The sequence below is a fragment of the Herbaspirillum sp. Sphag64 genome (assembly GCF_014192645.1).
Classification (GTDB): domain Bacteria; phylum Pseudomonadota; class Gammaproteobacteria; order Burkholderiales; family Burkholderiaceae_D; genus Herbaspirillum.
Map to the genome: position 1 here is coordinate 112,916 of NZ_JACHYE010000010.1, position 13,556 is coordinate 126,471.

14 protein-coding genes are annotated in these 13,556 nt (G+C 52.8%); 11 read left to right on the forward strand and 3 right to left on the reverse strand.

Features of this window, described 5'->3' with window-relative positions; translation table 11 throughout:
- Positions 1-567 precede the first annotated feature (567 nt).
- Entirely contained in the window at positions 568-1,386 is an 819-nt protein-coding gene (locus FHW66_RS15765) for an integrase (protein WP_183380771.1), read from the reverse strand.
- A 206-nt stretch (positions 1,387-1,592) separates the two neighbouring features.
- Here FHW66_RS15765 and FHW66_RS15770 point away from each other — a divergent pair, with 206 nt between their 5' ends.
- Positions 1,593-2,234, forward strand: a complete 642-nt coding sequence (locus tag FHW66_RS15770; protein WP_183380772.1) for a hypothetical protein — start codon at positions 1,593-1,595, stop codon at positions 2,232-2,234.
- Positions 2,235-2,243: 9 nt separating this feature from the next.
- On the opposite strand, the gene FHW66_RS15775 is transcribed toward FHW66_RS15770, so the two are convergent.
- Positions 2,244-3,209 carry a site-specific integrase gene (locus FHW66_RS15775; protein ID WP_183380773.1) on the reverse strand — a complete coding sequence of 322 codons (966 nt, stop codon included), beginning with the start codon at positions 3,207-3,209 and terminating at the stop codon, positions 2,244-2,246.
- A 443-nt stretch (positions 3,210-3,652) separates the two neighbouring features.
- Entirely contained in the window at positions 3,653-5,206 is a 1,554-nt protein-coding gene (locus tag FHW66_RS21130) for a methyl-accepting chemotaxis protein (RefSeq protein WP_183380774.1), read from the reverse strand.
- 688 nt (positions 5,207-5,894) lie between these two features.
- On the opposite strand from FHW66_RS21130, the gene FHW66_RS15785 reads away from it, so the two are divergent.
- The 10 genes from FHW66_RS15785 to FHW66_RS15830 all read left to right on the forward strand — a co-directional run bounded on the left by FHW66_RS15785 (position 5,895) and on the right by FHW66_RS15830 (position 13,522).
- Positions 5,895-6,239, forward strand: a complete 345-nt coding sequence (locus FHW66_RS15785) for an ATP synthase subunit I (RefSeq protein ID WP_183380775.1) — start codon at positions 5,895-5,897, stop codon at positions 6,237-6,239.
- Entirely contained in the window at positions 6,236-7,051 is an 816-nt protein-coding gene (gene atpB / locus FHW66_RS15790; RefSeq protein WP_183380776.1) for a F0F1 ATP synthase subunit A, read from the forward strand. The genes FHW66_RS15785 and atpB overlap by 4 nt, the downstream gene beginning before the upstream one ends.
- 71 nt (positions 7,052-7,122) lie before the next feature.
- Complete coding sequence (atpE, locus tag FHW66_RS15795) at positions 7,123-7,368, forward strand: F0F1 ATP synthase subunit C (protein ID WP_006461334.1); 246 nt, start codon at positions 7,123-7,125, stop codon at positions 7,366-7,368.
- Between the two features lie 75 nt (positions 7,369-7,443).
- Positions 7,444-7,914: a F0F1 ATP synthase subunit B gene (locus tag FHW66_RS15800; RefSeq protein ID WP_183380777.1), complete on the forward strand. Its 471-nt coding sequence runs from the start codon at positions 7,444-7,446 to the stop codon at positions 7,912-7,914.
- 1 nt (position 7,915) lies between these two features.
- A complete protein-coding gene (locus tag FHW66_RS15805; protein WP_183380778.1) occupies positions 7,916-8,449 on the forward strand; it encodes a F0F1 ATP synthase subunit delta in 534 nt (177 codons plus the stop codon).
- A 54-nt stretch (positions 8,450-8,503) separates the two neighbouring features.
- Positions 8,504-10,045: a F0F1 ATP synthase subunit alpha gene (gene atpA / locus FHW66_RS15810; RefSeq protein WP_183380779.1), complete on the forward strand. Its 1,542-nt coding sequence runs from the start codon at positions 8,504-8,506 to the stop codon at positions 10,043-10,045.
- Between the two features lie 30 nt (positions 10,046-10,075).
- Positions 10,076-10,945: a F0F1 ATP synthase subunit gamma gene (gene atpG, locus FHW66_RS15815; protein WP_183380780.1), complete on the forward strand. Its 870-nt coding sequence runs from the start codon at positions 10,076-10,078 to the stop codon at positions 10,943-10,945.
- Between the two features lie 56 nt (positions 10,946-11,001).
- The gene (gene atpD / locus FHW66_RS15820; RefSeq protein ID WP_183380781.1) at positions 11,002-12,402 is read left to right on the forward strand and encodes a F0F1 ATP synthase subunit beta; all 1,401 of its coding nucleotides are present in this window, start codon (positions 11,002-11,004) and stop codon (positions 12,400-12,402) included.
- Positions 12,403-12,474: 72 nt separating this feature from the next.
- Positions 12,475-12,897, forward strand: coding sequence for a F0F1 ATP synthase subunit epsilon (locus tag FHW66_RS15825; RefSeq protein ID WP_183380782.1), 423 nt, complete (start codon positions 12,475-12,477; stop codon positions 12,895-12,897).
- A 184-nt stretch (positions 12,898-13,081) separates the two neighbouring features.
- A complete protein-coding gene (locus FHW66_RS15830) occupies positions 13,082-13,522 on the forward strand; it encodes a CoA-binding protein (RefSeq protein WP_183380783.1) in 441 nt (146 codons plus the stop codon).
- Positions 13,523-13,556: the final 34 nt, after the last annotated feature.

The window sequence follows — 13,556 nt, forward strand, 5'->3', positions numbered from 1 at the left end:
CACGTTCCGTATCCCCAGCAGTCCCGCCCGCAATCCCACGTAAGCAGTATCAGGCAAGCCATCAAGCAAGCCATCACGCACCACGCCAGCAGCGCACCTTCTCCAATGAGGCAAGTACCCGTGTCTTTATTGACGTTGGTCTATCCGAGGAGGGCGTACAGGCAACGTACCAGCTCGGCCATGAGGTCGGAGCATCGGCAGCACAGCAGTGGTCCCGCCTCTGCAATCTCCACGAGTACAAGGGCGTTAGTCGCACCCAGTACAGCAAGATGACCGCGACTAGCCGCATGAATCTCCTCGTTGATCCTGCCTATGGTGAGTGCTTCGAGAGGGGCTTCACGGAAGGGTTCTCCTCGGTCTTCAAGCACGTAGCTGGGAGGAACTGAGCCATGACCGCACCTACGACTACGACATTGAGCATCCAGCCAACCAATGACCCTGACGTTGCTCTTGATATTGATCTTGATATCGCTTATGAGCGAGGCCAAGAGAACGGTGAGGCTATCGCTAGACAGTGGTGGAACATCAAACGAAGGGGCGATTACAAGCGACTCACTCGCACTCAGTTCAGGGATATGGAGGTAGCCAGTCACACACGATTGTTATTCGGGCCTGAGTACAGCGAGTGAGCGCCCTGAGAATAGCAACGGCTTTTGTCGATAGGGGTACAGCCCGGGCCTCTCCGTTCTTCGTATCGGGGAGGTACGCTGTCTGTTGTTCTAGGTCGATGTACCTCCAATCCAGCTCAATAATCTCGCCTCGGCGCATGGCAGTTTCGACTGCGAAGGGAATGATAGTCCGTAGAAATCCACCTCTTGCGGCGTTGGCAGCATCCAGCAGGGCGCGCTCTTCATATTCTTTCAGTCGCCTGACCCTACCGCGAGAACATTTGGGTTTGGTGATTTGAGCAAATGGGTTTTGTAAAAGATCGAGTCCCCACTCTCGTCGGGCAAGATTGATGATGCGCGACATCATGTGCAGTTCTCGTGTCACTGTGTCAGGCGCTACCTCTTTCAATCTACAGTCCCGCCATTCAGCGACAATAACTGGACTCAGGCTCTTGATAGGGTAGTTCACTATGTCGCTACGCAGGATCTTACCGAGCCGGTACTTCTCACTCTCATGGGATTTTTTAGTCGGAGTAACGTCCCGCAGGTAGCGTTCAAAGAACTCTCTGAGTGGTTGCAGTCCGAACTGCCTATGGGCTTCGATGATAGCCCTTGCTGCACGCTCCTTCACTAGCGGTGCTTCGATTGAATTAATCCATTCGCGGGCCGTCTCCTGCGTAGGAAACGTCATAGACTGATGAGGATGGTCCTTGAGGCAGACACGGGCCTGATACGATGTCTTCCCTTTACTGTTGACGCGCACTTGAATAAAACCCATCGCAACTCTCCTTGGTGTTGTGGAAAAAGTTGGGTCAGGTCCTCGTACTAGGTTGCGCCTCTCGGCCCTTATGGGGCGACACCAATGCTTGTACAACGCATGCGAGGTGAAGACGTTCAGTATCACACATTCAAACTGGACCACAATTAAACCGATGCGGTTATAGACATGGTTAAATAAGATACGTAATTCAAATAGGCATAGAGATGTGGTCGAATTTAATGTGGATTTTCTTAAGTCTTGCTTCGGGCGCAGGTCTCACTTGGGTATCTATGTTTGGCGATCCTAGAATATGGGGGCCTCGGTTAGTTTTTATTACGATTGCACTAGTCTTGATGATGTTGTTCTTTCTCTCAATGGCAGTGCTCGGCTTTTTGCGAAACCATCGCAACTACGGACCGATGCTGCGAATTATTGTTGGTCAAGATGGCCCCTACGTGGAAACTGAGAATCACAACGTCTACAACGTGATGAAAACTGTCTATATCGGGGTAAGGAACACGGGAGGAGTTTATTTAACCAATTGCAAGCTAGAGTTTGAGACGCATGATAACGGTCGGGAGCTTAAGACATGGCACGTAGATGGCCCATTTAGTCTAAACCCCGGGGAGCAGCGTTATATCAGTTTGGCTGCTTACGGGGAGCCTATCTCGGTTAATGTTCAAGGTACTCCATCAATTCAGCTAAGCGCACCGCCAAGTGGCAATTATATGGGGCAGCTTGCCCCAACACTTCCCCTTACAGGTGGTGTTGTTACTCTACGTGCTCGTAGTGCCGAGAGTCAGCCATGCGAAGTTCTTTGCAAGCTCTGGGTGGACAACGGCAAGCTGTGCTGGGACGAGGTTTAACTCGATAGGTTATTCCAATTTCCGCACCAACTGCGACACGTCCAGATGGGTGTACCGGTCCAGCATCGCTAATGTCTTATGTCCGGTGATGCGGGCCACCTCGATTACATGCAGTCCCTTTTCGAACAGTCGGCTCGTGGCCTCATGCCTGAGGTCATGGAACCGCACCCCTTTGAGGCCAGCCCGACTTACGGCCCGGTCAAATGCCTGACTGACCGACGAAGCCGCAAGCGTGAACAGTGGCCCTTCCTTGGCCTGCTTTAGCTCCCCTATCACGGCAAGTGCCTTAGACGATAGTGGTACAGTGCGAGACATCCCGTTCTTCGTTCTGGGGAGATATATAGAGCACCGGCTCAGGTTAACGTTTTCCCAGCGTATTGCCAGTAGTTCAGACCGCCGCATTGCAGTCTCTACCGCCAAGGGAACAATCAGCTTCAGTTGTGGCGACTCCGTAACATTAACTATGCGCTCTATGTCTTCGGGGCTGATCCGGGTTCCTCTTCCGGGTGGTAGGCGGGGGCGGGAGGTCTTCGGTATGCCGTTCGGCAGGATGACTCCCCACTCATTGACCGCAAGCACGTAGGCCCGGTGTAACAGGTTCAGCTCATGGGTAACAGTCTGGGGTGATACGGTGGCTAGACGCGTTGCCTTGTATCTGGCTAGGTCAGCATGACTCAGGTTATGAACATGGTAGCCGCCCAAGGCTGCAAGGAGAGGCTTGGACCGGGAGATATCCGCAGCCGGGTAAGCCTTCTTTCTGGATTCATCTTTGAGGTACTGGGACAGTATTTCCTGTACCGTAGTGGATTGGCTGCTGGTGCTGCCGATGTAGGTTCCCCGGTGCATCTGGGCCTCGACCTCGTTGGCCCAAGCAATGGCCGATGATCGTTGTTCGAAGCTCTTGGTTTGGGTGGGGTAGCCTTGCTTGCGGACCTGACACCGCCACATGCTTCCGCGTTTGCTGATTGTTGCCATGCGATTCTCTCCGAATCGCTGTCTGGGTTATCCCGGTTTGTGCTGACTGTGCCAAAATTGTGCCAAAACCGTAGCTCAGTGGATACAACGCCGCGTCCCGTAAGGGATGCAAGGCCGAAAGTATTGGCCTCCGAAGCCAAGGGTCGCTGGTTCGATTCCAGCCAGCCGCGCCATGAAGACTTGAAAATCAATGACTTGCCGAGATTGAGACGGATTGAGTGATGTATCCGCTACTGATACAGATCGCCGGCAAGTCTGTTTGTTAAACAAACGCTTGATGCACAGCATCGGGTGTTTTGTTTTTCAAGTCATCCAAAACAATGTTTCCCTAGATTCCCCGACGTCCTCATGGCACGGCCAAGGAAACCTCTTTGGCCCTGCTCGAAAATCGTAGGTCTACGGTTGACGCATTCGCGGCATCGACCTTTGAGTATTCCTGATGCTCATGCGGCTTGACTCAACGTAAAGCTTGCCACCATTTGCGCCAGGTGTTTGGCCTGATCTTCCATGTTCGCTGCCGTAGCCGCACTTTGCTCGACCAAAGCAGCATTCTGCTGAGTCAGTTCATCCAGTTGATTGATTGCGGCGTTGACCTGTAGCAGTTCACTCGATTGTGAAATTGCTGCAGCCGAGATTTCGTTGATGAGGTCCGAGACGTGTTTGACCGCGCTGACAATATCCTTCATGGTGTTACCGGCATCACTGACCTGGCGGGTCCCATCTTCGACCTTGCTCACGCTGGTGCTGATCAGCGTCTTGATCTCCTTGGCAGCCTCTGCGGAGCGTCGTGCCAGATTGCGAACCTCGCTGGCGACCACTGCGAAGCCTCGGCCTTGTTCGCCGGCACGCGCGGCCTCGACGGCCGCATTGAGCGCGAGAATGTTGGTTTGGAAGGCAATTCCATCGATTACGCCAATGATGTCGGCGATCTGTTGGCTGCTGCTATTGATTTCTCCCATGGTATAGATCACTTGCGCCACTGCGGTACCGCCACGTTGCGCGACTGCTGATGCTGAATCAGCGAGCTCGCTGGCGCGCCGGGCAGCATCCGTGGAGCCCTGTACGGTACTGGTCAGGTGCTCAAGGCTGGAGGCAGTTTCTTCCAGGCTGGCGGCAGAACGCTCCGTACGATTACTGAGGTCTTGATTGCCGGTGGCGATTTCTTGGCTGACCAGCGCTATATTATTAGTGCCTTGGCGCACATCGGCGACCAAATGCTGCAGCTGTTGTTGCATATGTTGCAAGGCGCGCATCATGTCGCCAAATTCGTCGTTGCGCCGGGTGGTCACAACGTGACTAAGATCACCTTTGGCGATGTGCTCGGCAACCGTGATGGCCGCGCGTAAAGGTGCTTTGATGGTTCGAATCAGCAGGGTTGCGCCGACCGCCAGCAAGGCCATCAAAAAGCCGAGAATCCAGCGTGCGAGCACGATGTTGTCGCCACGCTTACGCTCGATCTCAAGCTGCGCTTGGGCGAATATCTGGGTTTGCAGGTCTGCAAATGCCTGTAAATTGCTCAGGTAGTCTTTGACGGCAGGTTCAAACGTGTCGTGGGTCTCTGCAAGTGCGTTGACCTCATCTCCGGCCAGCTTGCGCTCCACCGCTCGAATACGCGCGGCTAATACCTGCCTGCGTGATGCCGTGATTTTGTCCAAAAGGACTCGCTCAGCAGGGGAGTTTTCCTGGGCTGCGAGCTTTTTCTGTACTTCTGAAATTTGTTGACTCGTGGCCTTGATGATGGGTGTGAAGTAATTGTCTATTCCCTTATCGTTACTCACCAGAATAGCTAGATCGCGTGCGGTATTTGATTGTGCCATGCCCACCCATTGGGTCGCGAGTGTAACGCGGACAATTTGTGCACTGAGGGTTTGTTGACTGCGGCTCCATAGTGCATCGCCACGCAGGTTAACGAAGGTCATTGCTGCAGCCAGCAGGATGAAGAAGGATGCCACTGCTGCCCAGAGCTTTGCTGCGAGGGATTGTTTGAAGAAATGCATAATGCGTTGCCTGGATCAAAGGTAAATAAGTGACAGGAGTGTTTGTCAAACCAAAATAAGCGAACGATCTCCCGGCGTGATGCCAGGCTATTGGGTCGCTTTTTATGGTCTTGCGATTGTGAGCGTGCCGTCGGGCTTATAAACAAACGCGGCGTTGGCTCTTGCTCAAATGTCACCGGTGCGGATGGCGGCGGTGGCTGCTCCGTTAATTGGTGTCGCGTGACATGGGTGATGTGCGACTTTTTGTTGATGAGCGGGAACAATTTTAGCAAATAATATGCCATCTCATTGATCGGTTGGGTTGCTTTGTACCTGCTTCTCCGTTCTGATTTACTTATCGATAGCAGGCAGCGAGCGCTTTTCACTATGGCAAGTGTCCATTCGATACTTGTGGCTCGTGTTGTTATACTGATGATCAATTTGATTTGGTCAGTGTATTGTCAGCAAATGTGCTGTGGTAACGCTTTTGCTTGCGTTGTTCATAGGTAATGGGACGAGGGAGGGGCGTCGCTGTTCGCCCCATTTTGGCGTGTCGGCTAAAGCACACATTTAGCATGCAACTTGCCGATATAAGGCCGTGATCGCGCGTTAAGCGTTTGACGAATACAGTCCTTAACAATTATAATCGCCGGGCTTCTAAACCGCCGTCTGCTCATATTGAGTGCGGCCTGCACGATATTGGATATATATGCTGCGTATCATCCTAATGCAGCTTGTGGCCATGGTCGTCGCTGCATGCACAGCTGGTTTGTTGGGCGGCGTATCCGCGCTATGGTCGGCGCTGTTGGGGGGGCTTTGTTGTGTCGTTCCCAATGGTTTCTTTGCCTGGCGTCTTTATACCAGTGCTCGCAAGCCCGGTGGGGCTAACCCGATGACGTTTTTCTTCGGGGAATCTATCAAGATTGCTACGACTCTTGCGCTCATGGGCGCAGTTGTTTGGTTGTATCACGGTGTTAACTGGCTCGCATTTATGTTGAGCTTCATCGTGGTGCTTAAAAGTTATTTAATTTTACTGTTTAGACATCGACCATGACCGCTGCTGCGCACGCACCTACTCCTTCGGAATACATCGTCCACCATCTGGGCCACTTTTCTTCGCAGCACCAAACCAAGATTGTTGATTTCTCGGTGTTCAACCTCGATACCATCTTCTGGTCGGTATTTTGTGGCGTGGTTGGCTGTTTTTTAATGTACCTTGCAGCCCGTAAGGCTACGTCGGGTGTTCCTGGCCGTTTTCAAGCCTTTGTTGAAATGATTGTTGAAATGGTGGAGGACCAGTCCAAAGCCATCGTTCACGGCGATCGTAGTTTCATCGCACCGCTGGCATTGACCGTGTTTGTCTGGGTCGCGCTGATGAACTCGCTGGACTTCCTGCCTGTGGACTTGGTGTCGGGCATTCTGCGCGTGTTTGGCATGGAAGAAATGCACCACCGTATCGTGCCAACGGCTGACCTCAACGGTACGCTTGGCATTGCTTTGGGCGTATTGGCATTGATGTTGTTCTATAGCGTCAAGATCAAGGGTCTGGGTGGCTTCATTCACGAATTGTTCGCTGCACCTTTCGGCATCTGGCTGGCACCATTCAACCTGCTGCTCAATATCATTGAATTTGCGGCCAAGACCGTGTCGTTGGGCATGCGGTTGTTCGGTAACATGTATGCTGGCGAACTGCTGTTCCTGCTCATCGCATTGCTGGGTTCGGCAGCGACGGCGTTTGGTTTTGTTGGCCACGTCATCGCAGGTTCCATCTGGGCAATTTTCCACATCCTGATTGTGTTGCTGCAAGCATTCATTTTCATGATGTTGACACTGGTGTATATCGGCCAGGCGCATGAAGCGCATTAATTCGGCAGTTGTACCGTTTTAGCGTTTGTTTTTTGATTTTTGTATTAACTTTAACTTTCTAAGGAATTGTCATGACTGATGTCTCTTTCGTTGCTTTGGCTTGCGGTTTGATCATTGGCCTGGGTGCTATCGGTGCTTGTATCGGTATCGCAATCATGGGCGGTAAGTACCTCGAAGCATCTGCACGTCAGCCAGAACTGATGAACACACTGCAAACCAAGATGTTCCTGTTGGCAGGTCTGATCGATGCAGCGTTCCTGATCGGCGTTGGTATCGCTATGTTGTTCGCATTTGCAAATCCGTTCATCGCGAAGTAATTCAGACGGCTTAGCCGATTCTCATTTTTGCCGGATTATTGATTCGGCACACGTTATTCTGAGAAGGAAATTACCGTGAACTTAAATGCAACATTGTTTGCGCAGTTCGTGGTCTTCTTCATCCTCGCGGCTTTTACGATGAAATTCGTATGGCCGCCGTTGATCAAGGCGCTCGACGAGCGCGCGAAGAAGATTGCGGATGGATTGGCTGCTGCAGATCGCGGCAAGGCTGATCTGGCTGCCGCCGAAAAGCGCGTACAGGCTGAACTGGCTGGCGCACGCGACGAAGGTCAAAAACGTATTGGTGACGCTGAAAAACGCGCACAGCTGATCATCGAAGAGGCCAAGAAGACCGCTTCGGAAGAGGCTGCACGCATCATCGCCAACGCCAAGGCAGAAGCCGAGCAGCAAGTAACCAAGGCACGTGAAGACTTGCGTGGCGAAGTTGCAACTCTGGCTGTCAAAGGTGCCGAGCAGATTCTCAAGCGTGAAGTCAATGCAGCAGCACATGCTGACTTGCTGAACCAACTGAAGACAGAGCTGTAATATGGCCGAACTCGCAACGATTGCTCGCCCTTACGCTGAAGCGCTGTTTCGTGTGGCCAAAGCCGGCAGTTTGTCGGCTTGGTCCGATCTCGTTTCTGAGATGGCGCAAGCTGCAGCTCATCCGGATGTGAAGGCGCTTGCGCAGAATCCGGCATTGTCGGATCAGCAGGTTGCTGCCACCTTTGTGTCGGTTCTGAAGACGCCACTGAGTGTCGAGGCGCAAAACTTCGTCAACACGCTGGTAGACAACGGCAGGCTGACGCTGTTGCCCGAAATCGCTGCCCAGTTCCATGTGCTTAAAAACGCACAGGAAGGTGCTGCCGATGCGGAAATCACCAGCGCTTTTGCGTTGACTGATGCGCAGCTCAAAGACCTGGTGGCGACACTGGAAAAGAAATTCGGTCGCAAGCTGACTCCTTCCGTGAAGGTGGATGAAGCCCTGATCGGCGGCGTACGCGTGGTGGTCGGTGACGAAGTGTTCGATACCTCGGTACGTGCCAAGCTGCAGCAGTTACATGTCGCTCTGGCTGCGTAATAGCGCAGAGCCCAAGCGTGAGCTTAAGCGAAAGAAAAATTTTTAGGAGTTAGTATGCAACTCAACGCATCTGAAATCAGCGAGCTGATCAAGAGCCGGATTCAAGGCCTTGGCGATACCGCTGAGATTCGTAATCAAGGCACGGTAATTTCCGTGTCCGACGGTATCTGCCGTATCCATGGTCTGTCTGACGTGATGCAAGGTGAGATGCTGGAATTCCCTGGCAATACCTTTGGTCTGGCACTGAACCTGGAGCGTGATTCGGTTGGTGCAGTTATTCTGGGCGAATACGAACACATTTCCGAAGGTGACACTGTCAAGTGCACTGGTCGTATTCTGGAAGTGCCAATCGGTCCTGAATTGCGTGGCCGTGTGGTCAATGCACTGGGTCAGCCTATCGATGGCAAGGGTCCTGTCAACGCCAAGCTGACAGCGCCGATCGAAAAGATCGCGCCAGGCGTTATTGCACGTCAATCGGTGTCCGAGCCACTGCAAACCGGTATCAAGTCGATCGACGCAATGGTCCCTGTCGGCCGCGGTCAACGTGAGCTGATCATTGGTGACCGTCAAACCGGTAAGACCGCTGTAGCGATTGATGCAATCATCAATCAAAAGGGCCAAAACGTCACATGTATCTATGTCGCGATCGGCCAAAAGGCTTCGTCGATCAAGAACATCGTGCGCGCACTCGAAACGCACGGCGCGATGGAATACACCATCGTCGTTGCAGCTTCGGCTTCGGAATCGGCAGCGATGCAATATGTGTCGGCCTACTCCGGTTGCGCCATGGGCGAATACTTCCGTGACCGTGGTCAAGATGCACTGATCGTCTATGATGATCTGTCCAAGCAAGCTGTTGCGTACCGTCAGGTTTCGCTGTTGCTGCGTCGTCCACCAGGCCGTGAAGCGTATCCTGGCGACGTGTTCTACCTGCACAGCCGTCTGCTGGAGCGCGCTGCACGCGTGAACCCGGATTACGTTGAGAAATTCACCAACGGTGAGGTCAAGGGTAAGACTGGTTCGCTGACTGCATTGCCAATCATTGAAACCCAGGCTGGTGACGTTTCTGCTTTCGTTCCAACCAACGTGATTTCGATTACCGACGGTCAGATTTTCCTGGAAACTTCGCTGTTCAACGCTGGTATCCGTCCTGCGATCAACGCCGGTATCTCGGTGTCGCGCGTTGGTGGTGCTGCGCAAACCAAGGTCATCAAGAGCCTGTCCGGTGGTATTCGTACCGACCTGGCACAGTATCGTGAACTGGCGGCGTTTGCACAGTTTGCTTCCGATCTGGACGAAGCAACCCGCAAGCAGCTCGACCGTGGTGCACGCGTTACCGAATTGCTGAAGCAGGCACAGTACGCGCCGCTGTCGATTTCGCTGATGGCCGTGACTCTGTTTGCGGTCAACAAGGGCTACCTGGATGACGTCGAAGTGAAGAAGGTATTGGCATTCGAAGCTGGTGTTCACAGCTTCCTGAAGACCAGCCACGCTGCACTGCTGCAAAAGATCGAAGACACCAAGCAACTGGATAAAGAAGCTGAAGCGGCATTGGCTGCTGCGATTGCGGACTTCAAAAAATCCGGCGCATACTAATCTCAACTGAAGCTATAAGGAGTCAATCTCATGGCTACAGGTAAAGAGATACGCGGCAAGATCAAGAGCGTAGAAAATACGAAGAAGATCACCAAGGCGATGGAAATGGTCGCTGCATCCAAAATGCGCAAGGCGCAGGACCGGATGCATGCGGCACGTCCCTACAGTGACAAGATTCGTAATATCGCTTCCAATCTGTCGCGCGCCAATCCGGAGTACACGCATCCATTCATGGTCAAGCAGGATAGCGCCAAGAAGGTGGGTTTCATCGTCGTCACAACCGACAAGGGTTTGTGCGGCGGTATGAATACCAACTCCTTGCGCCTGGCCACTGCCAAGATTCGTGAACTGGAAGCGCAAGGCAATGCAGTGGAAGCTGTCGCGATCGGCAACAAGGGTTTTGGTTTCCTGAACCGTGTCGGTGCCAAGGTTGTGGCGCACGTCACCCAACTCGGTGATACACCACATCTGGATAAGCTGATCGGCCCTGTCAAGGTGCTGCTCGATGCCTACCAAGAAGGTAAGCTGGATGCGGTTTATCTGGTCTACACCAAGTTCATCAACACGATGAAGCAAGAGCCGACGCTGCAACAATTGTTGCCGTTGTCGAGCGACAAGCTGGTGGCAGATGAAGGTGCGCACTCGTGGGACTATATCTACGAACCTGATGTTCAGAGCGTCGTCGATGAGTTGCTCGTGCGTTACGTGGAAGCCCTGATCTATCAGGCCGTGGCCGAAAATATGGCGTCCGAGCAGTCGGCCCGTATGGTGGCGATGAAGGCAGCAAGCGATAACGCCGGTAACGTGATCGGCGAGTTGAAGTTGGTCTACAACAAGACTCGTCAGGCCGCGATTACCAAGGAACTGTCCGAAATCGTCGCCGGTGCGGCAGCGGTCTAAAGACTTCATGCAGAGATGCGTAACAAGTTTTAATTTTATATATTGAAGGAACGAAAATGGCTGATGGCAAAATCGTTCAGTGTATCGGCGCTGTGGTGGACGTGGAGTTTCCCCGTGACGCGATGCCTAAGATTTACGACGCCTTGAAGATGGAAGGCTCGGAACTGACGCTGGAAGTGCAACAACAGCTGGGTGATGGCGTTGTTCGTACCATTGCACTGGGTACTTCGGATGGTCTGCGTCGTGGTATGACAATCAAGAATACTGGCAAGGGTATTTCCGTGCCAGTCGGCAAGGCAACACTGGGCCGTATCATGGACGTGCTGGGTAACCCGATCGATGAATGCGGTCCGGTGAGCCACGAGCAAACTGCAACGATTCACCGTAAGGCTCCAGCCTACGACGAGCTGTCGCCATCGCAAGAACTGCTGGAAACCGGTATCAAAGTGATTGACCTGGTTTGCCCGTTCGCCAAGGGTGGTAAAGTCGGTTTGTTCGGCGGTGCAGGTGTGGGCAAGACCGTGAACATGATGGAACTGATCAACAACATCGCCAAGGCACACAGCGGTTTGTCCGTGTTTGCCGGTGTTGGTGAGCGTACCCGTGAAGGTAACGACTTTTATCACGAAATGGCTGATGCCAAAGTTGTGGATCTGGAAAACCCGGAAAACTCCAAGGTCGCCATGGTCTACGGTCAGATGAATGAGCCACCAGGCAACCGTCTGCGTGTCGCGTTGACCGGTCTGACCATCGCTGAAGGTTTCCGTGATGAAGGCAAGGACGTCCTGTTCTTCGTCGACAACATCTACCGTTACACACTGGCCGGTACCGAAGTATCCGCGCTGCTGGGTCGTATGCCTTCGGCTGTGGGTTACCAACCGACACTGGCTGAAGAAATGGGCCGTCTGCAAGAGCGTATTACTTCGACCAAGACTGGTTCGATTACCTCGATCCAGGCCGTCTACGTTCCAGCCGATGACTTGACCGATCCATCGCCAGCAACTACGTTTGCTCACTTGGATTCGACCGTCGTTCTGTCGCGTGATATCGCTTCGCTGGGTATCTATCCTGCAGTTGATCCACTGGACTCGACATCGCGTCAGCTGGATCCACAAGTTGTGGGGCAGGAACACTACGAAACAGCGCGCGCAGTTCAAGGTACCCTGCAACGCTACAAGGAATTGCGCGACATCATCGCGATTCTGGGCATGGACGAACTGGCTCCAGAAGACAAGTTGATCGTTGCACGTGCACGTAAGATGCAACGTTTCCTGTCGCAACCATTCCACGTTGCTGAAGTGTTTACCGGCTCGCCAGGTAAGTACGTCTCGCTGAAAGACACGATCAAGGGCTTCAAGATGATCGCTAGCGGCGAACTCGATCACCTGCCAGAACAAGCGTTCTACATGGTTGGCACGATCGAAGAAGCAATCGAAAAAGCCAAGAAGATCAACTAAGATCCTCTTGATTCTCGCAAAGCAGTCCCGGTCTGAACAAGTCTCGGGATTGCCGAGCGGATAGGAAACGATATGGCAAATACAATTCACGTTGACGTGGTCTCCGCCGAAGAAGCAATCTTCTCCGGTGAAGCAGAATTCGTCGCGTTGCCTGGTGAAGCGGGTGAGTTGGGGATCTATCCTCGTCACACTCCCTTGATCACGCGTATCAAGCCGGGCGCCGTGCGTATCAAGGTGCCAGGCCAGGCGCAGGACGAGTTTGTTTTCGTCGCTGGTGGTTTGCTGGAAGTGCAACCGGATGCAGTGACCGTGTTGGCTGACACAGCTATCCGTGGTGCTGATCTCGATGAAGCCAAGGCAACTGAAGCCAAGAAACTGGCCGAAGAAGCACTGAACAATCGTGATTCCGCCATCGATTACGCTGCAGCACAAGCAGAACTGGCAACTGCTGTTGCGCAATTGGCGGCGATCCAGAAACTGCGTCAAAAGCGTTGATCGCTTGTTGGAACTGCAGATGGATTTGCAGTACCCAACGTGCAGATGTTGAGATGAAAAAGGCAGCGTAGGCTGCCTTTTTTATTTGCTGCATCGTTCTTGTTGAATTATCTTGTTTGCTTTGATCGCTCTGTATTTTGTCTTGGGCATGAAGTTGATTGAGTGTTGAAAAAGGAACGCCAACATGGCACATAGTTCGGATCGCAAAGGCATACGCAAACCTGTGATCGCTGTAGTTGGTATTTCCAAGCGGCCTGATCGCCCTAGTCACGATGTCAGCGCTTACATGCAGCGACAAGGCTATCGAATAGTCGCGGTTAATCCGCAATATGCTGGGCAGAAGATACTCAATGAAATCTGCTTTGCTAGCCTGACAGAGGCCGCACAGATGCTTGCTGCCAGCGGTGACAAAATCGATATCGTTAATTGCTTCCGTCGCGCGCAAGATATTCCACCCGTAGTCGACGAGGCCATTTCGATCGCTGCGACTGCAGTCTGGATGCAGCAGGGCATTATCAATGAAGAGGCCGCAGCGGTGGCGCGTGAAGCTGGTCTGATTGTCATCATGGATCGTTGCATCAAGGTCGAACATGCACTCGGGAATAGCCACGCTGTTTTGTGGTGACGTCGCCAGAACTTTCAAAGAACAGGATCCTGCC